Source organism: Streptomyces sp. NPDC001339 (genome assembly GCF_042895955.1).
In the GTDB taxonomy this organism is placed as follows: domain Bacteria; phylum Actinomycetota; class Actinomycetes; order Streptomycetales; family Streptomycetaceae; genus Streptomyces.
In genome coordinates this window covers 15,011-36,904 of record NZ_JBIAWT010000008.1, presented here as the reverse complement: position 1 = coordinate 36,904, position 21,894 = coordinate 15,011, and the positions used below count along the sequence as shown (strand labels likewise).

Below are 21,894 nucleotides of genomic sequence, written 5' to 3'. Positions count from 1 at the left end.
CTCAGGCCGCGGTGTCGAAGTCGGCGGCCTTCGGGCGCCGGTCTCCGGCTTGCATGCGCCTCGCGAGGAACTCGCTGACCGCTTCGGCAGGGATGCGGCGCAGGCTGCCGATCTTCACCGAGGCGATCTCTCCAGTGGCGATGTACTCATACAGCTTCGTGCGGCCGATGCCGATGCGGCGGGCGGCCTCGGCGACGGTGAGGCCGACCAGGGTGGGATCGCCTGCGGAGTCGCCGCTCTGCGCTATGAGCGCGCAGAGGGCGTCCTCGGGGACGCCGAGGGCGTGGGCGATCTGGGAAACGGGCAGGGGGAACTGCGGCAAGAGGAACTCCTCCCCGGCGCACGCGGTCGCGGGGGCGGCAACCCCCGTTGACCAGGCCGGTGGTGATGTCAGGGATGGGCGGTGTTGGGTTCTGCACCGTCGGGGCATTCCTCGGCGTTCGCAGCACCGAGGACGGCCGTAACGGGGATTCAGGTCAGCGGAGGGGGCAGCTTGCCCTGCTTTCTGAGCTCGGAAAAGGCGGGGTGGGTGCGCTTGGCCCAGGCTTCGTCCTCTGCGGCTTGGTGGGCCCGAAGCAGCTCCTCGATCTCGTCACTCTGCTCTGGGTGGTCGTCCGTGTAGGCGAATAGCGCCAGTCGGGCTTCGCGTACCTCCTGGTACAACCGGTCCAGCGCGTCCTTCTGGGCGAGGTACTCCTTCGACCTCTCCGTGAAGAGGCGGATGAGCTGCCGGGCAGCCACACTGATCTTGAGCGGAGGCCCGGTGAGGTCCGACATGGAGATCTCGAACACCTCGCAGAAGCCGAGCGCCTCGTCGAGGTTGACCCGGCGTCGCGGCTTTCCGCTCTCGATGCGCCAGATGGCTGACTGATTGATCGGATGCCCGATCTCGGCCATCTTCTCGGCGAGGGTGACGGTGCTCCAGCCACGGGCTTCGCGCTCCAGCTTGATGCGCGCAGCAACGTTGTCCTCCGGCTCCGGGCGGCCAGGGCCGGCGCGCGACGCACCTTCCTCGCTGCTCACTCACACCTCCCTTCGGCGACAGCAGGGAGCGCTGTGGCCAGGGTCAAGAGTGAACCGGATTGCAGAGCGAAATGCAACTCATTGCATTGCCGAAATTCTTGGGTATGGTGGTCGTCCACCTCCGAACGGAGGCGGACGCCAAGACGCAGAAAGCCCCCGGTGCTGCGAACACCAGGGGCCAAAGCGAAGTCCTCGACATGACCGCCCATCCCTGAACGATCCAACCGGCCGACCGAGGTTGCCGCCTCATATGGCCTGCCGGGTAAGGAGCTCCATGGCCCAGAGTAGGGCCCCGCGACAAAAGAATCCATCCGGTCACGGCACCACCGAGGCCGGCGGGTACGCCGGTCTCGGTGGTGAGCCTCCGCACGCCGTGGATGCCGAGCGTGCCGTCCTGGGCGCGTGCATGTTCCACCGCGACGCGGTGGACGAGGTGCGCGGTGTGCTGGATGGTGCCGACTTCTACCGGCCCGCACACGAGACGGTGTGGCGCGCTCTCCTCGCGCTGCACGCCGATGACGCGCCCACAGATCCGATCGCGCTGACCGAGTACCTCGCCGGAACCGGGGAACTCAGCCGGATCGGTGGTGCCACCTACCTGCACCAGCTCGTCGGCGCCGCGACCACGACCGGCAGCGCCGCCTATTACGCCAGCATCGTCCGGCGCAAAGCGGACCTGCGACGCCTGCGCGAGAACGCGGTGCGCCAGTACCAGCGCACCGGGGAGCCGGGGGCCGATCCGGACGAGATACGCAGCGCTGCCGAGGCCGACCTGCGCACCGAGCGCGAACGCGCCCTCGCTTCCGGCACCGGGCGACTGTCCCGTTACCTGACCAACGGCTGGGACTTCGTCACCAAGGCCGCCGACACCCAGCCGATCTGGGGCACCCGGGAGCAGACCGCCTGGGCCTCCGGCGAGAGCCTGATGATCGTCGGCCCACCCGGGGTCGGCAAGACAACCCTCGCCCACCAGGTCATCCTCGCCCGCATCGGCCTCAAGGACTCGGTCCTCGGTATGCCGGTCGTCCCGGGCAAGCGGGTGCTGTACCTGGCCATCGACCGGCCCACCCAGATCGCCCGGGCCCTCGCCCGCGGAGTCAGCGACGAGCACGAGGCCGCGCTACGCGACCGGCTCGCCGTCTGGCAGGGCCCGCTGCCCGCCACGCTCGACAAGGAGCCCGACCTCCTCGCCGACCTCGCCGCCGCTCACCAAGCCGACACTCTGGTGATCGACAGCCTCAAAGACGCCGTCAGCACCATGGTCGACGACGCCCTCGCGGTTGCGTACAACAACGCCCGCGGACGCGCCCTCCAAAACGGCGTCGAGGTCCTGGAGCTCCACCACCAGCGCAAATCCGGCGCCGACAGCCCCAAGGCCCAACGCCCTGCCCTGGACCAGGTCTACGGCTCCACCTGGCTGACCTCCGGCACCGGCAGCGTGCTGTTCATCAACGGCAAACCCGGCGACCTGGCCGTCACCATCCACCACCTCAAGCTCGCGACCGGCGAGATCGGCCCGCTCCAGGTCATCCACGACCACGAGCACGGCACCAGCACCGTCGACCCCACGCTCGATCCGGTCACGCTCCTGCGTGCAGCGAGCGGCGGACTGACCGTACGCGAAATGGCCGAGGTGCTCGCCGGTGAGCCGGAGCCGGGCCGCGCCGACATCGAGAAGGCACGGCGCCACCTGGAACGGCTCGTCAGGGCCGGACTAGCCACCAAGGCCGAAGGCGCCGCAGGCGGCAACGGCGGCGGTCAGCAGACGCGCTACCACGCCTCCGCACGCCACATCGGCGTCGTGTCCTGACCCCTGCGCCAGGGCCAGGACCGTACACGCACCCGTACACGCACCCCCCTGCGCGTACACGGCCCGAATAGCGGCCGGAGCGTTCACGGCCATGACGAATCCCCTGGTCAGACGGTCACGCGACCGTGCACGCCGTACACGCGCCCAGGCGTTCACGCGCGAGACCCCCCTTAGAGGGGGGCTCGCGTGTACGCCCCCGCCGTGAACGCCGCCCCTCCCCTCTGCCTCACCTCCTGGAGACCACCCGCATGTCCCCCATCTCCCCTGCTCTGGCTGCGCTGCTGCTCGTGCCCGTCGGGCTGCTCGGCGGATGGCTGATCCCGCGAAGCCGACGCCGCCACGACGGTCAGGGGAAGCGCCGAACCTCGGCCGTACCGGTCGCCGCCCTGGCCGCGGTCGGCTGTACCGCCTACAGCGCCGACACCGGCTGGCGGTTCGCGGCCGACTACTTGGACATGGGCAGCACGATCGAGCGCGCCGCGATGTTCGCGACCGCCGAGCTGGCCCTGTTCGCCACCGCGCTCATGGCTCGGCAGAACCTCCACAGCGACAAGAGGGAACCGGGCCTGCCAGGCATCCTGGTCTGGGTCATCACCGGGGTGCAGATCATTCCCGCCTATGCCGAGTCGGGTCCCGTCGGCGGCACGGTCCGTGCCCTGATCGGTCCGGTCATGGCTGCCATGCTCTGGCACTTGGCCATGGGCATCGAACTGCGCCACCGCACGCCCCGGGCCACCTCCCGCAGCCTCACCGCGGTCCTCGCGCGCCAGGCCCGCGAGCGGCTTCTGGCCCACCTCGGCATCGCCGACGATGACGCCGATGCCGCACAGCTCATCCGCGAGCGTGCCCTGAGCCGCGCCGTCACGCTGATCCTCCGCATCGAGGCAATGACCGAGAAGAAGCGGACCGGACGGCAAGGCCAGCGCGCGACTCGGTGCCTGCACAACGCTCTGGAGCGGGCCGGTGTCGACAGCGACCCCCTCCAGGACGAGCTGCTGCTGCGCAAACTCGGCACCCGCCAACAGGCCACCCAACTGGCCTCGCTCCCGCTGCCCGAACGGTGGGAGACGCCCGGTGCCCGAGTCGGCCAGTCCCGCATTGCCGTGGCGAAGCGGGCAAAGCCCGAGTGCCCGGAGGCTATGCCGAATCCGGGCAATGAAGGCGTACACCAGTCGGATCGCCCAGAATCCGTCGTCTGCCCTCAATCCGATACTGAGGCAGGCGCGGTGGCGAATACGGGCACAGACACGGATGCCGATCCGGGCGAGAAGCCGGAGCCGAGGCGCCCGGGTCGCAAGCCCGACCTGCCGCGGGATGCTCTCAGCGCGTACGCGGAGCGCATCTACCGCGAGACGGGGCGCCTCTCGCGTGACTCCCTCAAGGCAGTCGTTCGTGCCGACGGCCACCACGTCGGTACCGACCTTGCCCAGAGCGTCGTCAACGCGGTCAAGGCCGAGCGCCAGGACTCAGCCCGTGCAGGCCACCCCCACTGAACGCTGCCCTCCCGCAACCTCCAACTACCCATCGCTGAAAGGCCCGTCTGCCATGCCCCGTTCGACCGTGTCCGCCTGGACCTGCAACTACGACGCCTGCCCGATCTGCACCGCTCCGGAGCGCGACGAGATGAGCATGCTGCGTTGCGCCATCCTCACCCTGCTGGAACAGGGCCGATGGATGGCCTGCGACGAGATCCCCCTGCCCGAGATCCTGTCCGCCGGCGGCGACTACCTGAGCCGTCTCAGGGGCGCGGTCGGTGACGGGATCCCGGCGCCCGCCGCCGAGCACTGGGCCTGGCTCAAGGCCGAGTTGCGCCTGGCTGTCGCCCGCGCCGCCGGGCTGGATGCCGTCAGCACGCTCGATCCGCGCATCGACGACGTCCTGACCACCGCCGCCCGCCTCCCTGAGCGGCGTCTGGTGGATCTGCTCGACCTCGCCGCCGAGCAGTTCACCAAGCTCCACACGCAACCGCGCTCAGCCTGAACCCACCGACCCCTGTAACCCCGACACAAGGACATCCCGTCGTGCGCGACCAGCACCCCGAACTCTCTACGCCCCAAGAGCAGACGATCGCCGCACCCGTCACACGCGCAGCAAGCAATGGCGTCGGACCGTCCACGGGCCGGTCCGACGCGGGCTCCTCCGCCCCGGGGGTGGCGGAGGAGGCACTCCGGCACGAGGGCGCGCCGGAGCAGGAGGGGGTGGGTGACGCTGATGACGCCGAGCAACTGTCATCTGCCGTTGTGCGTGCTGCCGATGATGCCGCGCTCTACCGTGTCGCCCGTCGCCGCGAAGCCAGCAGCTGTGGCCGGCGCGAAGACCGTGTCGACGCCCGCTACAGCGAGGATGAGAAAGCCAGGATCCTGGCCAAGGCGAAGTCGCTGGAGATCACCGGCGCGCACCTGGTCGGCGCGGTCGTCATGGCCTTCGTCAACGGCGAGGAGCACCTGCCCAACCAGCGCACGGTCTACGACGACGTGATCGACGAGTTCGCAGCCTTGCGCACGCAGATCGCCCGGATCGGCAACAACGTCAACCAGATCGCCCGCCGCCTCAACTCCGAGGGTGACCCCCACCCTGTGGACGCCGCGATACTCGCCCGGACGGAGGGGCTACTGGGCACTGCCCGGGACGCGGTGCGGGCCGTGGACGAGGCCGCGTTCCGGGCGGCCGAGCAGAAGACGGGCCGGGCGTGATCGCGAACATCGTCAAGCCGGGCAGCAACACCCGCGGTGTCCTGATCTACCTGTTCGACAAGGGCCGTGCCAACGAGCACACCGACCAGCACATCGTCGCCTCCTGGGACGGCTTCGCCCCCGACCCCGGCCCGAAGGGCAGCCCCGGCCACAAGGAGCGGATGAACCAGCTTGTCCAGGCCCTCGACCTGCGCGTGCAGCAGGCCGGCGACCAGGCGCCGGAGGGTCACGTGTGGCACTGCTCGCTGCGCGCCGCTCCCGAGGACCGCACCCTGACCGACGCCGAGTGGGCCACCATCGCCCGCCGCGTCCTGGACGCCACCGGCATCGCCCCCGACGGTGATCCGGACGGCTGCCGCTGGGTCGCCGTGCGCCACGCGGACGACCACATCCACATCGTCGCCACCAAGATGCGCGGGGACCTGCGCCCGCCGCGCAACTGGAACGACTACCACCGCGCCATGACCGAACTCACCAAGATCGAGACAGACTTCGGCCTCCACCAGGTCAACCGCGACAAAGACGCCTGGCCCGCCGCCAAGCGCCCCACCCGCGCGGAGACGGAGAAGGCAGCCCGCAACGGACACAGCCGCGCCGTACGCGAACAGCTGCGCCTCACGGTGCGCACGGCGCTCTCCCACGCCCACAGCGTGGAGGGGTTCCTGGGCCTGCTGGCCGATGCGGGCCTGCAGGTCGAAACCCGCACCCTGCCCTCCGGCGACATCAACGGCTACAAGGTCGCACTGCCCGGCGACACCAACGCCGACGGCAAACCCATCTGGTACTCCGGCACCAGTCTCGCCACCGACCTGTCCCTGCCCAAGATCCAAGAACGCCTCGCCGCCACCGAACCCACAGCACCGCAGCCGACAGGCCGGCCCCGGCTGAACCCGTGGCATCAGGCCACCGCCGCCATCGAACGCATCCCCCACCACCTCGCCCAGGACGACCCCACACCCGCCTCGGCACATCTGGTGGCGTTCGGAGAGATCCTCTACGCCCTGCCCGCCCTCGCCCCCACCCACATCCGCGCTGAGCTGCGCAAGGCGGCCTTCGCCTTCGAGTACGCGGTCAACACCCGTGCCCGCGTGGACCACCAGCACGCCCGCGCGCTGCGCGGCGCTCTGAAGACCATCCGTACCCACCCTGCCGACGACGGCCTCGTGGCCATGCTCATGGACGCCGCCATCCTCACGGTCATGGCCGTGCGCCGCCAGAGCGCTCTGCACCACCACGACCAGCAGGTCGCCGCGGCCCAGCAGACCCTGCTCCACCTCCAGGCCGCGTACGGGCGGGCCGCACCGGCCCCGCTGGCGCGACTCGCCGAGCGCAAGCCGCCCGCCGACGTCACGCGCCGCTACGTCGAGCACCTGCGCAAGGCCGTGCCTGCCTACGCTGAGCAGATCCTCGACGAGGCCGCCTGGGGCGCACTGGCGGCCGTGCTCGCGGACGCCCAGGGCAAGGGGCACGACCCCGCCACCCTGCTCCGACAAGCAGCCGGGCAACGCCCGCTGGACGATGCCCGCTCACCGGCGGAAGTCCTCACCTGGCGCATTCAGCGCCTCGGCGAACGCCACGCACCCAGCCCCCGCGCCCGTGCCGCACAAGCCCGCAGCGCTGTACAGCGCCCCGTTCCTACGGTCCATCCGGCAGCGGCCGTCCCCGCTCCAAAGGCGTCGCCTGCACGACGACGGTGATCAGTTCCGCGTGGGCCGCTGGGGGGAGTAGTTCGAGCGCATCCTCGCCAGGCGCATCAAACGGACCTCGCAGCGGCTCATGACGCCCCACGCCACTCCCCTCGGTGCCGGCTCGTCAGCCGAGAGCGCGTACGCCGGCCTCCGTCCGGCGCCCCGGCACAAAGTCCCTTGCCCCTCCTAGCCCATACCTCCCCGGACCAAGGCGCATCCCATGCCCCGAGCACCACCCGCCGACACCATGCCGAACCACCCACCAGCACCAGCCGATCACACGACACCGCACAAGGAGTAGCCCATGCCCGAACTCTCCGTACGCCCCGACGTCGTCGTCCTCCTCACCGACGTCGACGCCTCCCGCCGCGACTCCGATCACCTGTACCGCCGTGGCGGGAGCCCATTCACCGCTGCCGAACACGACCTCATCTACACCTGCACCCCGGAAGAGATAGACGCCGCGAACGCCCAGAAGCGGCTTGAGAACGACTTGGTGCGCGAACGCCAGGCGATGCAGGAAGCCCTCGTCAACCTGTTCACGAAGTACGTCGACCAGCTCCCCGACGGCACCCTGTGCAGCGCCGGCGAGGTCTACGCCCTCATGGCCGACGAGGACTACGCAGAGTGCGCGCGCCTGGTCGAGGCCCTCCGCGCGCGAGACCCCTTCCGATACCGCACCGAACACGGACAGGACTGACAGCCACACGTCGACGGAGGCACATCAGAACTCCGCTCACCGGGAACTGGACACCGCCGGCTCCGTCAGCGATGTCCTCGTCTGGCGCCTGCGCCGCACCGCAGACCTCCCCGGATACATCCCGGCTCCGGAAGGCACCCGGGCCAACCTCGCCGACGATCAGCTGGTCGCCGCACAGCAGATGCCGACGCCGTCACCACCAGGCGCACCTCGGCGCTGATCGCGGCAAGAACGCCGATCCCCCTGGTGGAGCTCGGCTAGTAGGCGGCATATAGCTGACGGGCCCGACCATGAAAGGTCGGGCCCGTCAGCAGTCTTTGCTCAACGGCTTCCGCTGGCCGCGCCCCACGCTCCCTCGACGGGCTCAACGCCGTTGTCAGTGGCTGCTGTCAGGCTGAGCACCACTCGCCCGAGGCCGTCGTCAGGAGGACAGTATGAGTACCGCCGATCTTGGTCCGCTCATCATCACGCGCCGCAGCGGCAGTGAGCCGATACGGGCCAACGGCGAAACCATGGGCAGGCTCGGCGAGTTCTGGAGCTGGGCATGCTCTGACCTGGCCAACAACACCATGCGCGGCATCCTGGCCGAGTACCTCGTGGCCACGGCACTGGGCGCCGCCACCGGTACCCGCACTGAATGGGACACCGTCGACATCCTTACGCCCGAAGAGTGGCGCGTCGAGGTGAAGTCGACGGCCTACCTGCAGTCGTGGGCGCAGTCCAAGCCATCGGAGGTCTCGTTCAACATCGAACCGACCTCCGGCTGGTGCCCACAGACCAACACCGTCTTGCCCGACAAACTGCGTCGCTCAGACGTGTACGTCTTCTGCCTGCTGCACCACCATGACAAGCAGACCCTCAACCCCTTGGACCTCGACCAATGGACCTTCTACGTTCTACCCACCCGTGTCCTGGACGAGCGGTGCCCTAGCCAGAAGAGCATCAGGCCGTCCAGCCTCAAGCGCCTCAACCCGCTGGAGACCGACTTCACCGGCCTACAGAAGGCAGTCGCCACGTGCGCCGAAGGCACACGATAGTTCCAGGGGAGGTGGGCTCAGCCCGCGCGGTGTGCCTTGTCGACGGCCTTCGCCACGTGGGCGTCGACAAGTCCGGGGCTGCCCGAGACTACGACGACCACAGTCCCGGTACGCACAGCTGTCTGCTTGACGACGCTGCTGCGGCGGCCAACGGTGAAGGTCAGCAGCTGACTCCACCCCTCGTCACCCAACCGTGGGGCGGGCGCATTCTGGGTCGTGACCGTGACGGGGGTGCTGCCGACCAGTACCTGGTAGGTGCGACAGGAGGTCATCGCCTCGAAGATCCGGCCCACGCCCGTCGAGAGTTTGTCCTCGGTGTCGCTGTACAGCTCCTCGGACACGTCCGAGCCGCTGCCGCCCGTATAGGTGAAGGACGCCTTCGCCCTGCGGGGGAAGGCGAGGCTGCCACCGGCTGCTGCTTCGCCTCCGAGCTTCTCCAGCGCGGGACAGTCGGTCACGGTGACGTCGTCGTGCCGCTGGGGCTGCCCCGGCTTGCGGGCATATCCCTCACCCACGTCGCTCTCGTCCAGAAGCCGCTTGCTCAACGCGGCCGAGGACAACGGCTCAGACACCGGGGCATTCCCGCTGTCTGAGCGCATGGCAGCCGACGGCGCCGGATGCGTGACGGGGGTGCTCCCGACGGAGCAGCCGGTCAGGGCGAAGAAGCTCAGGCTGAGGACGGTCGTGGTGCGAAGACGCAAGTGAAACCCCAAGGTTGGTGTGGAGCGGACGGTCTGACCGGGCCGGCCCTCTGGGCGCCGGCGATGGGCAGGGGAAGGGGGCGTGGGGTTCAGTGGCCGAGGTGGCGCAGCCCGTCTTCGAGGGTGGGGTGGTAGCGGTCGGCGGGCCCGGAGTGGCGGTTGTACCAGGCCGGATCCAGACGCGGTTCCTTGGTCTGGTGGCCGTCCCGGCAGCGCAGCCAGATCGAGCCGTCACGCATGTTGAAGACGATCCAGTCCCGATACGCGTCGCACTCGGGGCACTGGCGGACCTCGCCGTCAACGACGAGCGGCTGCTCCCAGCGCATCATGAAGCCGTCGACGTCCTGCAGGGACGGCGCTCTGAAGTCAGGCGGCAGGAAGTCGGTCGCCGCCGACTCCGGCACCGCCGGGGCCGTAGCGGCGGCCTGGCCAGGAGAGATGGGACAGGGCAGCTCGGCGAGCATCCTCAGCATCGCCTGGCCCGCACGCTGGGCCTCACGGAAGTCACGGTCGGCACGAGCACGTCGTCGGAACATGAAGACTCCATCTCAGTCATCTGACAGGTACAGGAACGGGCAGCTCAGGGAAATCAGCGACGAGCAGCACAAGCCGCTCCAGGCCGCGAGTCGTCAGCTGCGGCGGACGACCTGGAGCCGACCCTCGGCGCACTCAGGCACGGTGCGGCGGGGCACCGGGATGGGTGAGGCGAGTGAGGAGGCGAATGCGGCGACCAGGTCATGGGGGACGCTGGCGCTGAAGCTGGCGCACCACAGGTACGGGCCGCCGAGGACGGGTTCCGCCCACGCCTGCCAGCCCAGCAGGTCAGGGCGCGGGTCGGCGTCCTGGACGAGCGGAGGCTGCAGCTCCAAGGAGACGCTGCAGGAGAACCCCGGGTCCGTGGCGGCGGTTCGGGGGCGGTCCACGTCACGGATCCAGCCCCGGGCGCTGAGCGCGGTGACGACCTTCTCCGGCCCCTCGAATCCGGCGTCGGGCGCTTCGCGAGCGTCGATCGCAATGAGGAGGTCGCCGAGTGCCTCGTGTGGGACGCCAGCGGTGAAGTAGGCGTTCCAGTCTGCCGTCGCGGAGGCGGCATGCGGGCGGACGCTCAGCTGCCAGGCAACGGGCAGTCCGCCCAGCTCGAACGGATAGCTGGCGAGGATCCACTCGGCCCCGCACAGCTCATTCGGGCTCACATACAGCAGGGTATTGCGGGAGGTCGGCCACATGCGCCAGCCGAGGTCGACCAAGGTGTCGCCGATCCGCTCGGCGAGGGCGCCGTCGTCACCGGCCAGATGGCGCGGGGTGACCCAGTAAACCGGGCCCTGCGAATCGGGACGGAAGGGGTCGCTGGGGTAGTGCGGGTACAGGGGCGCCTCCGTGGGCTCGGGGTGGGTCTTCCGGCAGGCGTTGTACGTTGACATGCGTTGCCGCGACGCACCAGTCCCTGCGGGATCTTTCCCGTCTGCCCCCGGCGAACTCATGTCCGTTGACATCGAACCCAGTCGTTTTGCCATCGAACCGAGCCCTGCCGAATCCGGCATGCCCCGCCCGCAAAAAGCTGGCGACCTATAGACCACTACGTCGTAGCTATAGACAACCCAAACTCCAGTCCGTAACACTATAGCGATCGATAGAGACTACATAGAGTGCTGCGGGGAAAGGTTCTTGTGCGGATCACCATTGAAGGCGCGAGCGAGGAGTTCGAGCGCAAACTGCTCGACCTGCTCGCCGAGCATCGAGACGAACTGGCCGTCTCCGTCGACACCGCATGGGACGTCGACAGGGCGATGGTCTTCCTGAACACACTCAATGAAGACGCCCGCCTGTTCGTGCGCCTGGTCGTAGAGTCCGACGGCCATCTGGAGGCCGCCGTGCTGCGCGAGGCGTTCTCGCGCGGACTCCGCGGCCCCACCGTGGCCCTGACCTACGCCCTCAAGCGCGGCGTCAAGCACGGTTGGTGGCCCGATGGCACCGAGGCGCCGGTCACTGTGGTCTACGGCGGCGGCCCACAGGACGGATGGCGGCAGGCATCGGCCTACGAGATGTCCGGTGAGGATCTACCCGTCTTCCGCGCCGCCCTCGCCCACTACGACGCCACCACATCCCGGCCCCCTTGGGACGAGGAGGCACCGTCCGCGTTCGCCGTGCATCCAAGCTGGGCGGCCGACGCTGACGCACCGAGGGCGCTGTACGACGATCCGCCGACCGCACCCAACTTCCCGGACGGAGGAGCAAGATGAACGGGGGTTGCGCGGCTAACCCCCGCCTGCCCGATGGTCGGCGCGGCCCGTCGCAGTGGCGGGCCCTACCCGCCTCGCAGGAGTGATGCCGCCGTGTCCGCGCTCTTCGATAAGTTCCTGATTCCGACTGCAGTCGGTCTGGTCGTCACCGGTCTCGCCGCCGCAGCCGGCTGGCTCTACCGGCGTCGCCGGACCACCCCGACGCCTCCCCGCGTGCTGCGCCGCTTCAGTCTGCTGGGCACCACCGGCGCCGACGGCACCCCTCTGTACTACGAGACCACCCGGGCCCCCGGCAGCGTCGTCACCCGCCGGGTCGGCAGCCTGTCCCAACGCTTCGAGCTGACCGATGCCCCGCTCGGCGACGGCACGTACGCCGCCGAACCCCTCGACCACCTGTAGGACGACCAGAGCATGGAGCGTGTGTGACCGAGAGCGCCCTCGGGCAGGGCTGCCCACCAGCACTTTCACCGCACGCGATTAGGTTCATAACCACAGCCAGCCGAAACGGCTGCGTTCGCTGTCAAACGACTGGGCTGAATGACAGCGGACAACTCACACAGAGAGCGACGCCCGCACTCCGGCGGTTCCAACGAACGCACCTCTGAAGTGACGTACGAACGGATCGCATGCGTAGATCGCTTAGTGCGCCACCTCACGTGAGGTGGCGTCCACGCCAACCGCCTGAGAGACCCATCATGTTCTCCAGCGTGTTGAAGGGCGTTCGTGCCTGTCGTGGGTGAGACCGCCTCTCACCGCAGACCCCGGGCCGTGGCAGTTACCGGCCGAGCACGCAGCACCGTCCGCAGAGCCGCCACACGATCGGACACCGTCTCGGTGACTGGCACTGCCTCGGTGACAGGAAGTGCCGCCCCCGCGCAGACGGCGCAGATGCCGGTCTGCTGGCCACGGGGCAGAGGATCGCGGCACTCGGCGCACTCCACCAGCGGGGCAGCCGGGGCGGCGGCATCCCGCCAGCTACGAGGCGCCGGCAGCTTGCGCACCAAGCGATCCGCGACGAGCGCCCGTGCGCTGTGCACCACCGGGGGTAGCCCATCGGCCAGGAGTGAGCGGGCCTCCAACTCGGACACCCCGGCCTCCAGCCACCGGGCAGCCAGTGGTGCCAGGGCAAGTGCGTCGGCAGAGCTCAGCGCCAGCTTCGGCTCAACGCTGCCGAGACGGGACAGCAGCGCGGAACCACGCTCCGTGGCCTCAGACATGGGAGCAAGGGTGGTCTCGGTGGGAGCCGTTCCCTCCGCCCGCCCACCGGACGGCTCGGCGCCCGTCGGCCCCGGGGCAGGGTGGGTGGGTTCTTGCTCTGGGTTCTTGCTTTCCTTGGGGGACGCTCCCGCCTTCCCGGCCTCCGCCTCGCCGGTTCCCGCCGGTGCGGGAAGCGGTGCCCCGCCGTCGGCTTGCGGCGTGTCGTAGACGTGAGTCTCGGTGCGGACCTGGCCGCTGCCTTCGTCCCGGACGGTGCGTCGTACGTAGTAGCCGTACTCGACCAGCTCGTCGAGGGCCTTGGCCACGCCACGTCGGCCAACACCGGGGTTCTTGTCGGCGAGGGTGCGGACGTCCTCGCGGGCGCCATCCGGGAGGGACACTAGGTAGGCAAGGAGGCCGCGGGCGGTGAAGCTGAGTCGGCGGTCCCGCAGGACCTCGTTGCCCAGGACGGTGAAGTAGCGCGTGCGCGCGCTACGATTGATGCGCATCGAAGACTAGTCCTCTTCGGTGTCGGGCCCCGGGGTGTGCTACCACCGCCGGGGTCACCTGCGTTTATGGGATTGTGGGTGCGTGAGCGTAGCTTGCGCTCGGCATCAATCGCCAGCTCTGGATAGGGAATTGATGACACGTTCGCCGTGAGCTGGTATCTGCTGGATGGCTGGTCAGGCCCTGCAACGGTCTGGCGATGGCGTCAGAAGTCGATCCTTCGATCACGTCCCCGATGCTCGCCCTGAACCTGCTCGCCGGACAGCGTTGAATCGTGGCTGAAATGTGCCCGCACCAGGTCCGTTGTCAGTGCCGTATGCCATCGTCACTACGTGGGAGCCGGAAGTCTGTCAGCGGCTCGCGATGGGTTACGAGTACACGGCCGAGGGGGAGGCACGGCATGGCTGGCGACGGCTTTGACATAGATACCGACCAACTCAAGTCCGCCGCTCCAACGTTCCACCGGGAGTCTGTCGCCCTGCAACGGGCGACGGCCAAGCTCCGACATGCGCTCGACGGGCTGGGGGAGCCGTGGGGTGGTGACGAGCAGGGCAAGAAGTTCGAGCACGCCTACGCCCCGCACCGGGCGCAGATCGAGAGGGCAGCTGCGGCCCTGGTCAAGGGCCTGTCCAGCGTCACCAAAGCCATGAACGACATGGCGGCCAACCACGATGAAGCAGACCGCTCGGCCAAGTCCGGCTTCGAGGGCGGTCAGTAATGGGTGCTGCCGACAAGGCCAAAGAGATCGTCCAGGACCTCACCGGCATGTGGTGGCCGGAGGGCGACGAGGACGAACTCCGGGAGGCCGCGCGAGCCTGGCGTACATACGCGGACGATGTCGAGGACTGCACAGCAGCCTGCCACAAGCGCGCCCAGGACGTGATCGATAACAACAAGGGACAGTCGATCGAGGCATTCGGCGAGTTCTGGCGCAAGTACCACGGCGGCGGCAAGGGCTACCTCGACGATGTGGCCACCGCCGCCCGCGACATGGCCAAGGCCCTGGACAAGTACGCCGATCAGGTCGCCGAGGCGAAGAAGAAGATCGAGCACGAGTTGGAAATCGCCGGCGCGGTCCTGGTCGCCGGTACGGCCCTGGCCCTCTTCACCGGCGGCATCAGCGAAGTCGCCGCCGTCGGCGCCACTGAGGCGATCGTCGCCGCGGCGAGTACGGCAGGCGTCGCCGTCTCTGCCACCGTCGCCGAGATCGCTGGAACTGTCCTGGCTACCGCCGCCATCGGCGGGATCGAAGCCATCACCGTGGACGTGGTCGTCGCTCAGGGCGGCCGGAACCTACTCGGTGACCAACACGGAATCAATCTGAAGGAAGCGAGCTCCGCGGGTACGAGCGGCATGCTCTTCGGCGGAGCATTCGGTGCCGGCGCAGGTACCGCATCTCGCGTGGGTAGGGCGTGGGGCGCCAGAGGCGCTCAGGGCGTCCAAGAGATCGAGCTGGCCGGGCTCACCAACCTGCGCGTGCCCAAGACGTCGGCAGAGATGAGCCGACATTACACGGCGCGAATGGATCCTGAGTCAACGATCCCCGCGCCACCAAAAACGCCTGGCGATGCCCATCTCGCCGCTGGGGACCCCGTCTACTACCGCAATGGCAGCACCGGCATCGGATACGACAAGGCAACGCTTACGAATCTCGACCTCGTGAAGCCAAAGCCCGGCTACCACGATGTGGTGATTCACGGCAATGACCGCGGGTTCTTCGAGCCGGGTCGAGTCAACGCACATGACAAGAGCTTCTCAGGGGGTGACACACACCCTGTTCAGATCGCTGAGGCCATCCGGAATAATCCCAGTTATGACGGGGGGCCGGTGAGACTCGTCTCGTGCCACAGCGGCACGAACGGTGCAGGCGTGGACTCTGTGTCCGCGGCTCAGCAGGTGGCGAACGAACTCGGCGTTCCTGTGATGGCGCCAACCAACAAGGTCGGTGTGATGCCGGACCTCGGCACCCAGCAACCCACCATCTACCTTGATGGATACTGGCGTACCTTCCTTCCTGTAGCTAACTAGGCCAGAACAAGGAGCAAGTCGTAGTGAGGATTCTCGGACATTTCGAGGAGTTTTGGCCGGAGCGTGCAGGGATCCCGGACGGAAAGATCAAGGACTTTGCACGCGAGACCGGCGAGCCGGACGAGGCCCGCATTCTCGCCTACCTAGAGAACGGCAAAGACCTGTTCCTGGCGATGGGGGCTGTCGGGGATGTCCTTGGTTCTGACCAGCGAATCCTCAGCGGCGAGTCTATCGCTACCGACGGCGAGTGGGTCTGGAGGGCAGATCTTGCGTTCTACGTGCGGAACTATCACATCCAGCTACCGGAAGATTTCCTAACTCGTGTTCGCGGGCATGGGTATCGCGTCCCCGACGTACCCAAAGGGCAATTGATCAATCTGGCCAGCGAATTGCCTGAAGTTATGTGACGGTGAGATTCCATGAGAAATCACGAAGGAGCCCTTCACCTGCCGTGAAGGGCTCCTTCGCCACGTCAGTGAACCTTCTCCTACGCCTCACAGATTTCGCCGGCACACGTCCGCGCTCGCTGACCGTGCACCCGCTCTTCTTTGCCCAGACCTGATCGCGACGAGCGCCCCGGTGTAGGCGATGACGAGCCGGCTGTGGCGGTGCCGACGGGCGGTGAGCCAGGTCGGAGGTCAGAACGTCTCACCGTCCCACGCTCACCCCACGCGGTAGCGTCCTTCGACAGGCCCATGGAGAGGGAGCACGCAGCATGCCGCAGCCCACGGACACCGCCAACCGCCAAGCCCAGCGCGGGCTCATCCTGGACTTCGCCGGGGTTCTGACAGCAGACCCGCGCCCCACACACCGCGCGTGGTGCGAGTCGGAAGGGCTGCACCCCGAGGCGTGGCGTGCCACCCTCAATGACAACCCTGAAGGCCGACGGCTGTACGCCGCGCTGGAGATCGGCGAGATCGGGCAGGCCGAGTGGAACGAGCGAACCGCGGCCCTGCTCGGTGCTGATGTGGCGCCGGAGAACCTGATGGGACGCGCATGGGCCGGAGTACCCGCAGCTCGGCGTATGGCCGCACTTGCGCGTGCTGCCAAAGACGCCGGGTACCGGCTCGCGCTCCTGTCGAACAGTTTCGGCCTGGATCCGTTCGACCCGTACGAGCATGCCGGTGCCTGGAACCTGTTCGATGTGCACGTCATCTCTGAGACGGCTGGCATTGCAAAGCCGGATCCGGCGATCTACCAGCTGACGCTGGATCGTCTCGGCCTCCCGCCGCAGGCATGCGTGTTCGTTGACGACCATCCCGTAAACCTCCCGCCTGCCGAGGCATTGGGCATCACCACCGTCCTCGCGACTCACGAGGCCGCCACAGTGGCCGAGCTGGAGGGGCTGCTGGGGGTGAGCGCCGCCCTACCCGCATAGCGATATGTTCCAGCCGATCGTCATCTCCTGCTGTCTCTATGGGTGTTCGCAATCGGGCGACAGCGGGTACGGTCCACGCCTGGCCTGTCAGGATGAGGAGTGGCTGTCATGCAATGGTCGGAGTACAGCACCGCCGAGCGACTCAAGACTCTCCGCGGCGGCATGACACAGGAGCAGTTAGCGGAAGCGGCCGCCGTATCCGTCGGTGTCGTGCGGAAGCTGGAACGCGGCGGGACCGCCTCCCTCCCCTCTCTGCTCTCCATCGCCTCCACCCTCGGAACCGACATCGCCGTACTCCTCGGCCAGCAGGCGCCCCGCCGCTCTATGGACCGCGACGAGCGAGCCGCCCTGCGCACCCTGTCGGCCGCCACCCACGATGCCGCCATCGGCATTCCCGCCAGCACCGAACCGGGCACCGTCGAAGAACTCCGCGCTGTGGTCCAGCGTGCCGACGCCGCCTACTGGGCAGGCCGGTACACCGAGCTCGGCGCACTGCTCGGTGCCCTGCTCCCCGAGGCCCGCGCCCGATACGACGCCGCGGACGCCGACGAGCGGGAAGCCGCGGCCGGCGTACTGGCCGATGTCTTCCAGACCGCGGGGATGGCCGCGAACGTCTGGGGCTCGCGAGACCTCGCCTACGCAGCACTCACCTACGGCCGTCAGATCGCTGTGCAGGCCGGGGACGACCTTCGTGACGCCCACCTCGCCGCCACCACAGCATGGGTCAACCTCCGCGACGGGCGAACCACGCAGGGGTTCGCGCTCGCTACCGCCCAGGCAGGCCGGATCGAACCGAAGATGTCCGAGCACGACCCCGACCGGCTATCGGTGTACGGGCAGCTCGTGACGAACGCCGCCGTGTCCGCATCCCGGGGTGGCGCCTCGGCGGACACCGCCCGCGAATATCTCTCCCAAGCGCATGCGGTCGGCGCTCGCCTCGGCGCCGAGCACGCCCGTGGTCTGCATGCCCAGCCTTTCGGACCTCTGTACGCCGCCACGCAGGCCATGAGCATCGCCGTCGCCCTCGGCGACACCGCCAGGGCCCTTCGGCTCATGGATACGGTCCGGCTGGACGACACCGTGCCCCTTGCTACCCGGGCCCGCTACGGCCTCGACGTGGCCTTGACCCATGTGGAGTGCCGACGGTGGGAGCAGGCTGCCGACACCCTCGAAGCCGTCTGCGCCATGGCCCCGGGATGGGTGCGCCACCAGATGTTGCCCGGCGTGATCATCTCCCGCCTGGCTGGTGTGTCCGTCGGCCGCCTCCGCGGAATCGCCCAGGCAGCCGGCGTTCCCCTCGGAGTCCGCTGACCGCCACGAGCCATGGCAGCTTGAGCTGCCGCTGCCAGCGCGACTGCCACGCCCCGTAGCACCCCGGTGGCGTGGACCGAACCCCGCAGCACGTGGCGTAGCAGTCCCCTGTCCGATGACCTCGCGGCGCCGCCATGGGCCGTGTCTGTCCCGGGCACGTCGTTGGCGGAACGCTGAGGGCATGCCGAAAACCCCGTCCGACGGCTTCGGCCATGTACCCGTCGCCGTCTACTCCTGTGCCGCCGAGACGGCGGTAGCGCGCGACGCCGAACGTCGCGCCCGCCACTACGCCGACGCGCGCCACTGGCACGTAGCCGGCGTGTGGTCCGACAACGACCCGAGCATTCCCTTGGATGCCCGAACGGGCTGGTCCGCAGTGACGGGCGCGCTGTCCTCCGGCCTCATCCGTGGCATCGTCGTCGGAGGCGCATCCCACATCGCCGCCGATCCCGCGCAGTTCGCGTCCCTCGGTGTCCTGATCCGCGACCGTGGCGGCTTCCTGGCTGAGGCGATACCCGGCTTCTCCCGCCGAACCCCTGGGCAGCACGAGCGTCGCCGGATCCTGTTCGAAGCGTCGTCCGGCTGGTTGCCGTGGGGGTGCCTCGTGCCCTGGGGCGCCTCGTGATCCGGGCTCGGGTGAGCGTGGTGAGCGGCCGCCATCGCTCCAGTGCAGCGAACGGCGATCCCATCGGGCGGCTGTGCGTTGCTATGTGGCTCACGGGCCACATAGCAACTGCATTGACGCTCGGCACTCTTATCGTCGACCAGACGGGGACGGCCGAACGCTCGGCCGGAATTCCTCCCTCTCCGACTGCCGACGACCAGTTCCTGGGCTTGCAGCCGAGAGGAGGACGATGACCGACATCCCGCCTGGTGTCGCCACGAGTTCCGTGTCGGCTCCGCGCATCCAGGCGTTCATGCTGCAACAGGCCGAAGCCCACTCGACGGAAGGACGGATAGATGAGCGACTGGGAGTTCGTCAAGAACAGGACAGCAACGCAGGGCGCAGTATGGAGGTCGACTGACCGCCTCCTTTACAAACGAACCGGGGGCGAGGATCTGCAGAAAGAGATCGATTTCCAGCGGCTCGCCGCCGGCCTCGGTTACCCCGTTCCGGAGATCGTCGACAGCGGCGCGGAGGGTGAAGGCTACTTCGTCATCGAGCGGTCACTCGGCACCGCCTCACTACACGATGAAGCCCTCGCCGACGCTCAGCGAAATGGCGCAGTCCGCGACGAGTTGATCGACAAAGCTGCCACCGTTGCCTCCGGGCTCCTGCGAGCCCAGGCGTCCCACCCCCTGCCCACAGCCGCCTGGTTCGAGAAGGCCGCCTTCACCGCCAACGTATTCGAAGAGAACCCGGACCTCGACATCCCGCAGGTCCATGAGTCTGTCAAGCAAGCCCTCGACCGGATGGCGGCGCTGCCCATGGTTCACGGGCACCTCGACTACGGGCTCCCGAACGTCCTGGCGAGAGGCGTCATCGACTGGCAGCACCACGGCCCCGTCCCTCTCGGCTACGACGTCTACCCCGCACTCGACATCGTGGCCTTCAAGGGGGGCGGCAAGGGCTACAGCGTCACGCCCGCGCAGCGCACGGCCTACAGCAGCGCCCTCGACGAGACCACCATCGACCTGATCGGCCGGCCAGTGAGCGAGCACCTGGGCGACTTCCTGCTCGTCAAGTGCTTCTTCTTCCTTGCCCTCATGCGGCCCACCGACCCTGCACGGCACGACAAGCACATCAAGTGGCAGTACCGCCGCACCCTCTTCGCGATGGGACTTGATCAGTATGAGTCGTCCAGCACCATCGACACCAACAGCTTCCCCACCCTGGCGCAGTTCGCAGACGAGCACCGGTAGGCCGGTCCCCGCCGTCCGCGACCGCGACTACCTGATGGACCACCACGGGGTCGTCTTCAAGGTCATCGGCGACAGCCATCCGGGCAGCCACTACCTCGGCTACGTGAAGTACCACCCCGACGAGAAGGGCGACCGGCGCCTGTTCGGCCAGACCTACCGGCAGAACAGCGTGGTGTCGAAATCCTTCGGCATCCTCGCCAACCGCCCCGAGTGCTACGTCTACTCCGACACCCTCGGCTGCGTCATCACCGGCATCCCACGCGACGACATCGCCGTCCACTACTCCTGCCGTCACGCCCTCGTGGCTATCCACGAGGAACCCGGACCCATCGCCGACAACCCCGCAGGCAAGGACCTCCTCGCGATCACCGAGTGGATCACCGCGAACGACGCCCAAGGGCTGATCGGCATTACCGGGTCCTTCCTGGTCGGCTGCTACAACGAACGCTCCGACATCGACCTCGTCTGCTACGGCCCCGAGGGCTACGAGGCAGCGCAGGAGCTGTTCCAGCAAGAGCTGCTCATCAGGCCGTACGACGGGGACGACCTCACCCGCCTCTACATCCGCCGCGCCAAGTACATGGAGGGCAGCTCCTTCGACACCCTCATCAAGCAGGAGCGTCGCAAGTTCCAAGGTCTCACCGCCAACGTCGGCGCGCACATCAACTGCGAGCCCATCCGCGCCGACCGCGACAAGACCTTCTCCCGGATCTCCTCCAAGGAGATCGGCGAGGTCTCGCTCCTGGCCGAGATCACCGACCACACCGAGGGCCTGACCACTCCGGCGGTCTACGAGATCAAGGTCAAAACCATCCTCAGCGCCACCGTCGACGAGCCCGACTCCTTCGCCCGCCGGATCACCCACATGCGCTCGTACCTCGGCGCCTACACCGGCGCCTTCCGCTCGGGAGACACCGTCCACCTGTCCGGCAAGCTCGTCCACACCCAGGACGGCGAGCGCAGCGGCTTCGGCATCGAGCTCACACCGTGGACCGTCAGCGGTTCCTATGTCGCCAATCTCGCCGGATAGGAGCCGGCCATCCATGACCTTGTTGATCATCCGGCACGCCGAATCGGTGGAGAACGCCGACAAGTACAACGGCTTCTACCAGGACCCCCGCCCCTACAGCGGAGCCGCCGCCCACGGCATCTCCCTCAACCTCGTCGGCCTCACACCGCGCGGTTTCCGCCAGGCCCAATGGCTGGCGGAAACCCTCCCCAACCTGATCCACCATGCACCCGCCGTCTACACCTCCACCTACCGCAGAGCGATCGACACCGCCGCCATCGCCCTGCTCGCTCTCCCCGACGGCTGGCCGCGGCGGACCCCTCTCTTGGACGAGCAGCACTACGGCGACGCCACGTACATGACCAAGCGCGAGCTGTACGACACCTACCCCGATCTCGCCGAGGACCGTCGGCTCCGCAAACACATCTGGACCGCTCCCGGTGGTGGCGAATCCCTGGCCGAGGGCGTCACCAGGCGCGCCGCCGACTTCGCCGCGCTCGCCCGCGATGCCCTGTCCACCCCCTGCACGGTCGTCGCCTTCACCCATCAGACCACCGCCGTGGCACTCCGCTCCCTGCTGGAGGACGTGCCCCTGCCCGAACTCCTCGCCGAAGAGCGCAAAGGCAAGCTGCCCAACGCGGCCATCCTCCAGTACGAACTGCACGGCGACCGCTTCACCAAGACCTGCCAGCTCACTCCACCTGTCTAG

24 protein-coding genes and 1 pseudogene are annotated in these 21,894 nt (G+C 68.2%); 19 read left to right on the top strand and 6 right to left on the bottom strand.

From position 1 onward, the window contains the following. Nucleotide 1: 1 nt before the first annotated feature. On the bottom strand, nt 2–322 hold the full coding sequence (locus ACFY12_RS23850) for a helix-turn-helix domain-containing protein (RefSeq protein WP_390717910.1): 321 nt from the start codon (nt 320–322) through the stop codon (nt 2–4). A 149-nt stretch (nt 323–471) separates the two neighbouring features. Further along, nucleotides 472–1,023 carry a helix-turn-helix transcriptional regulator gene (locus ACFY12_RS23845; protein ID WP_390717909.1) on the bottom strand — a complete coding sequence of 184 codons (552 nt, stop codon included), beginning with the start codon at nt 1,021–1,023 and terminating at the stop codon, nt 472–474. A gap of 274 nt (nt 1,024–1,297) precedes the next feature. On the opposite strand from ACFY12_RS23845, the gene ACFY12_RS23840 reads away from it, so the two are divergent. The 8 genes and pseudogenes from ACFY12_RS23840 (at nt 1,298) to ACFY12_RS23805 (ending at nt 8,951) form a co-directional block, all read left to right on the top strand. Further along, the gene (locus ACFY12_RS23840) at nt 1,298–2,833 is read left to right on the top strand and encodes a DnaB-like helicase N-terminal domain-containing protein (RefSeq protein ID WP_390717908.1); all 1,536 of its coding nucleotides are present in this window, start codon (nt 1,298–1,300) and stop codon (nt 2,831–2,833) included. A 248-nt stretch (nt 2,834–3,081) separates the two neighbouring features. Next, nucleotides 3,082–4,326 carry a hypothetical protein gene (locus ACFY12_RS23835; RefSeq protein ID WP_390717907.1) on the top strand — a complete coding sequence of 415 codons (1,245 nt, stop codon included), beginning with the start codon at nt 3,082–3,084 and terminating at the stop codon, nt 4,324–4,326. A 52-nt stretch (nt 4,327–4,378) separates the two neighbouring features. Next, nucleotides 4,379–4,813: a hypothetical protein gene (locus ACFY12_RS23830; protein WP_390717906.1), complete on the top strand. Its 435-nt coding sequence runs from the start codon at nt 4,379–4,381 to the stop codon at nt 4,811–4,813. 41 nt (nt 4,814–4,854) lie between these two features. Further along, nucleotides 4,855–5,526: a MobC family plasmid mobilization relaxosome protein gene (locus ACFY12_RS23825; RefSeq protein WP_390717905.1), complete on the top strand. Its 672-nt coding sequence runs from the start codon at nt 4,855–4,857 to the stop codon at nt 5,524–5,526. Next, nucleotides 5,523–7,223 (top strand): relaxase/mobilization nuclease domain-containing protein, encoded by a 1,701-nt coding sequence (locus ACFY12_RS23820; RefSeq protein WP_390717904.1) that lies wholly within the window; start codon nt 5,523–5,525, stop codon nt 7,221–7,223. Before ACFY12_RS23825 ends, ACFY12_RS23820 begins: the two co-directional genes overlap by 4 nt. 295 nt (nt 7,224–7,518) lie before the next feature. After that, a complete protein-coding gene (locus tag ACFY12_RS23815; protein WP_390718223.1) occupies nt 7,519–7,914 on the top strand; it encodes a hypothetical protein in 396 nt (131 codons plus the stop codon). 40 nt (nt 7,915–7,954) lie between these two features. Then, nucleotides 7,955–8,029, top strand: a pseudogene (locus ACFY12_RS23810) (relaxase); the annotation flags it as partial. Nucleotides 8,030–8,348: 319 nt separating this feature from the next. Further along, a complete protein-coding gene (locus ACFY12_RS23805; protein ID WP_390717903.1) occupies nt 8,349–8,951 on the top strand; it encodes a hypothetical protein in 603 nt (200 codons plus the stop codon). Between the two features lie 17 nt (nt 8,952–8,968). On the opposite strand, the gene ACFY12_RS23800 is transcribed toward ACFY12_RS23805, so the two are convergent. The 3 genes from ACFY12_RS23800 to ACFY12_RS23790 all read right to left on the bottom strand — a co-directional run bounded on the left by ACFY12_RS23800 (nt 8,969) and on the right by ACFY12_RS23790 (nt 11,073). After that, the gene (locus ACFY12_RS23800; RefSeq protein WP_390717902.1) at nt 8,969–9,652 is read right to left on the bottom strand and encodes a hypothetical protein; all 684 of its coding nucleotides are present in this window, start codon (nt 9,650–9,652) and stop codon (nt 8,969–8,971) included. 89 nt (nt 9,653–9,741) lie between these two features. Beyond that, a complete protein-coding gene (locus ACFY12_RS23795) occupies nt 9,742–10,188 on the bottom strand; it encodes a hypothetical protein (RefSeq protein ID WP_390717901.1) in 447 nt (148 codons plus the stop codon). A 93-nt stretch (nt 10,189–10,281) separates the two neighbouring features. Beyond that, a complete protein-coding gene (locus ACFY12_RS23790) occupies nt 10,282–11,073 on the bottom strand; it encodes a DUF317 domain-containing protein (RefSeq protein WP_390717900.1) in 792 nt (263 codons plus the stop codon). Nucleotides 11,074–11,319: 246 nt separating this feature from the next. Between ACFY12_RS23790 and ACFY12_RS23785 the strand changes: the two genes are divergently transcribed. Both ACFY12_RS23785 and ACFY12_RS23780 read left to right on the top strand, forming a co-directional pair. After that, nucleotides 11,320–11,892, top strand: a complete 573-nt coding sequence (locus ACFY12_RS23785; protein ID WP_390717899.1) for a hypothetical protein — start codon at nt 11,320–11,322, stop codon at nt 11,890–11,892. A 93-nt stretch (nt 11,893–11,985) separates the two neighbouring features. Further along, nucleotides 11,986–12,291 carry a hypothetical protein gene (locus tag ACFY12_RS23780; protein WP_390717898.1) on the top strand — a complete coding sequence of 102 codons (306 nt, stop codon included), beginning with the start codon at nt 11,986–11,988 and terminating at the stop codon, nt 12,289–12,291. Between the two features lie 350 nt (nt 12,292–12,641). On the opposite strand, the gene ACFY12_RS23775 is transcribed toward ACFY12_RS23780, so the two are convergent. Next, nucleotides 12,642–13,598 carry a helix-turn-helix domain-containing protein gene (locus ACFY12_RS23775; protein WP_390717897.1) on the bottom strand — a complete coding sequence of 319 codons (957 nt, stop codon included), beginning with the start codon at nt 13,596–13,598 and terminating at the stop codon, nt 12,642–12,644. Between the two features lie 398 nt (nt 13,599–13,996). On the opposite strand from ACFY12_RS23775, the gene ACFY12_RS23770 reads away from it, so the two are divergent. The 9 genes from ACFY12_RS23770 to ACFY12_RS23730 all read left to right on the top strand — a co-directional run bounded on the left by ACFY12_RS23770 (nt 13,997) and on the right by ACFY12_RS23730 (nt 21,894). Further along, on the top strand, nt 13,997–14,314 hold the full coding sequence (locus ACFY12_RS23770) for a WXG100 family type VII secretion target (RefSeq protein ID WP_390717896.1): 318 nt from the start codon (nt 13,997–13,999) through the stop codon (nt 14,312–14,314). Next, complete coding sequence (locus ACFY12_RS23765; protein WP_390717895.1) at nt 14,314–15,624, top strand: hypothetical protein; 1,311 nt, start codon at nt 14,314–14,316, stop codon at nt 15,622–15,624. The genes ACFY12_RS23770 and ACFY12_RS23765 overlap by 1 nt, the downstream gene beginning before the upstream one ends. A gap of 23 nt (nt 15,625–15,647) precedes the next feature. Continuing rightward, a complete protein-coding gene (locus ACFY12_RS23760; RefSeq protein ID WP_390717894.1) occupies nt 15,648–16,031 on the top strand; it encodes a hypothetical protein in 384 nt (127 codons plus the stop codon). Between the two features lie 308 nt (nt 16,032–16,339). Continuing rightward, complete coding sequence (locus ACFY12_RS23755; RefSeq protein WP_390717893.1) at nt 16,340–17,002, top strand: HAD-IA family hydrolase; 663 nt, start codon at nt 16,340–16,342, stop codon at nt 17,000–17,002. 108 nt (nt 17,003–17,110) lie between these two features. Next, entirely contained in the window at nt 17,111–18,313 is a 1,203-nt protein-coding gene (locus ACFY12_RS23750) for a helix-turn-helix domain-containing protein (protein WP_390717892.1), read from the top strand. Nucleotides 18,314–18,494: 181 nt separating this feature from the next. Beyond that, on the top strand, nt 18,495–18,938 hold the full coding sequence (locus ACFY12_RS23745) for a hypothetical protein (protein ID WP_390717891.1): 444 nt from the start codon (nt 18,495–18,497) through the stop codon (nt 18,936–18,938). Between the two features lie 335 nt (nt 18,939–19,273). Then, nucleotides 19,274–20,176, top strand: coding sequence for a phosphotransferase (locus ACFY12_RS23740; protein WP_390717890.1), 903 nt, complete (start codon nt 19,274–19,276; stop codon nt 20,174–20,176). 34 nt (nt 20,177–20,210) lie between these two features. Beyond that, a complete protein-coding gene (locus ACFY12_RS23735) occupies nt 20,211–21,206 on the top strand; it encodes a nucleotidyltransferase domain-containing protein (RefSeq protein ID WP_390717889.1) in 996 nt (331 codons plus the stop codon). 13 nt (nt 21,207–21,219) lie between these two features. Next, nucleotides 21,220–21,894 carry a histidine phosphatase family protein gene (locus tag ACFY12_RS23730; protein ID WP_390717888.1) on the top strand — a complete coding sequence of 225 codons (675 nt, stop codon included), beginning with the start codon at nt 21,220–21,222 and terminating at the stop codon, nt 21,892–21,894.

What these genes read in the sequence shown, in the direction of transcription:
- ACFY12_RS23730 (WP_390717888.1), top strand. Translation starts at nt 21,220, where the DNA reads ATGACCTTGTTGATCATCCGGCACGCCGAATCGGTGGAGAACGCCGAC.
- ACFY12_RS23755 (WP_390717893.1), top strand. Translation starts at nt 16,340, where the DNA reads ATGCCGCAGCCCACGGACACCGCCAACCGCCAAGCCCAGCGCGGGCTC.
- ACFY12_RS23815 (WP_390718223.1), top strand. Translation starts at nt 7,519, where the DNA reads ATGCCCGAACTCTCCGTACGCCCCGACGTCGTCGTCCTCCTCACCGAC.
- ACFY12_RS23795 (WP_390717901.1), bottom strand. Translation starts at nt 10,188, where the DNA reads ATGTTCCGACGACGTGCTCGTGCCGACCGTGACTTCCGTGAGGCCCAG.
- ACFY12_RS23770 (WP_390717896.1), top strand. Translation starts at nt 13,997, where the DNA reads ATGGCTGGCGACGGCTTTGACATAGATACCGACCAACTCAAGTCCGCC.
- ACFY12_RS23835 (WP_390717907.1), top strand. Translation starts at nt 3,082, where the DNA reads ATGTCCCCCATCTCCCCTGCTCTGGCTGCGCTGCTGCTCGTGCCCGTC.
- ACFY12_RS23765 (WP_390717895.1), top strand. Translation starts at nt 14,314, where the DNA reads ATGGGTGCTGCCGACAAGGCCAAAGAGATCGTCCAGGACCTCACCGGC.
- ACFY12_RS23830 (WP_390717906.1), top strand. Translation starts at nt 4,379, where the DNA reads ATGCCCCGTTCGACCGTGTCCGCCTGGACCTGCAACTACGACGCCTGC.
- ACFY12_RS23740 (WP_390717890.1), top strand. Translation starts at nt 19,274, where the DNA reads ATGAGCGACTGGGAGTTCGTCAAGAACAGGACAGCAACGCAGGGCGCA.
- ACFY12_RS23775 (WP_390717897.1), bottom strand. Translation starts at nt 13,598, where the DNA reads ATGCGCATCAATCGTAGCGCGCGCACGCGCTACTTCACCGTCCTGGGC.
- ACFY12_RS23805 (WP_390717903.1), top strand. Translation starts at nt 8,349, where the DNA reads ATGAGTACCGCCGATCTTGGTCCGCTCATCATCACGCGCCGCAGCGGC.
- ACFY12_RS23745 (WP_390717891.1), top strand. Translation starts at nt 18,495, where the DNA reads ATGCCGAAAACCCCGTCCGACGGCTTCGGCCATGTACCCGTCGCCGTC.
- ACFY12_RS23735 (WP_390717889.1), top strand. Translation starts at nt 20,211, where the DNA reads ATGGACCACCACGGGGTCGTCTTCAAGGTCATCGGCGACAGCCATCCG.
- ACFY12_RS23790 (WP_390717900.1), bottom strand. Translation starts at nt 11,073, where the DNA reads ATGTCAACGTACAACGCCTGCCGGAAGACCCACCCCGAGCCCACGGAG.
- ACFY12_RS23750 (WP_390717892.1), top strand. Translation starts at nt 17,111, where the DNA reads ATGCAATGGTCGGAGTACAGCACCGCCGAGCGACTCAAGACTCTCCGC.
- ACFY12_RS23840 (WP_390717908.1), top strand. Translation starts at nt 1,298, where the DNA reads ATGGCCCAGAGTAGGGCCCCGCGACAAAAGAATCCATCCGGTCACGGC.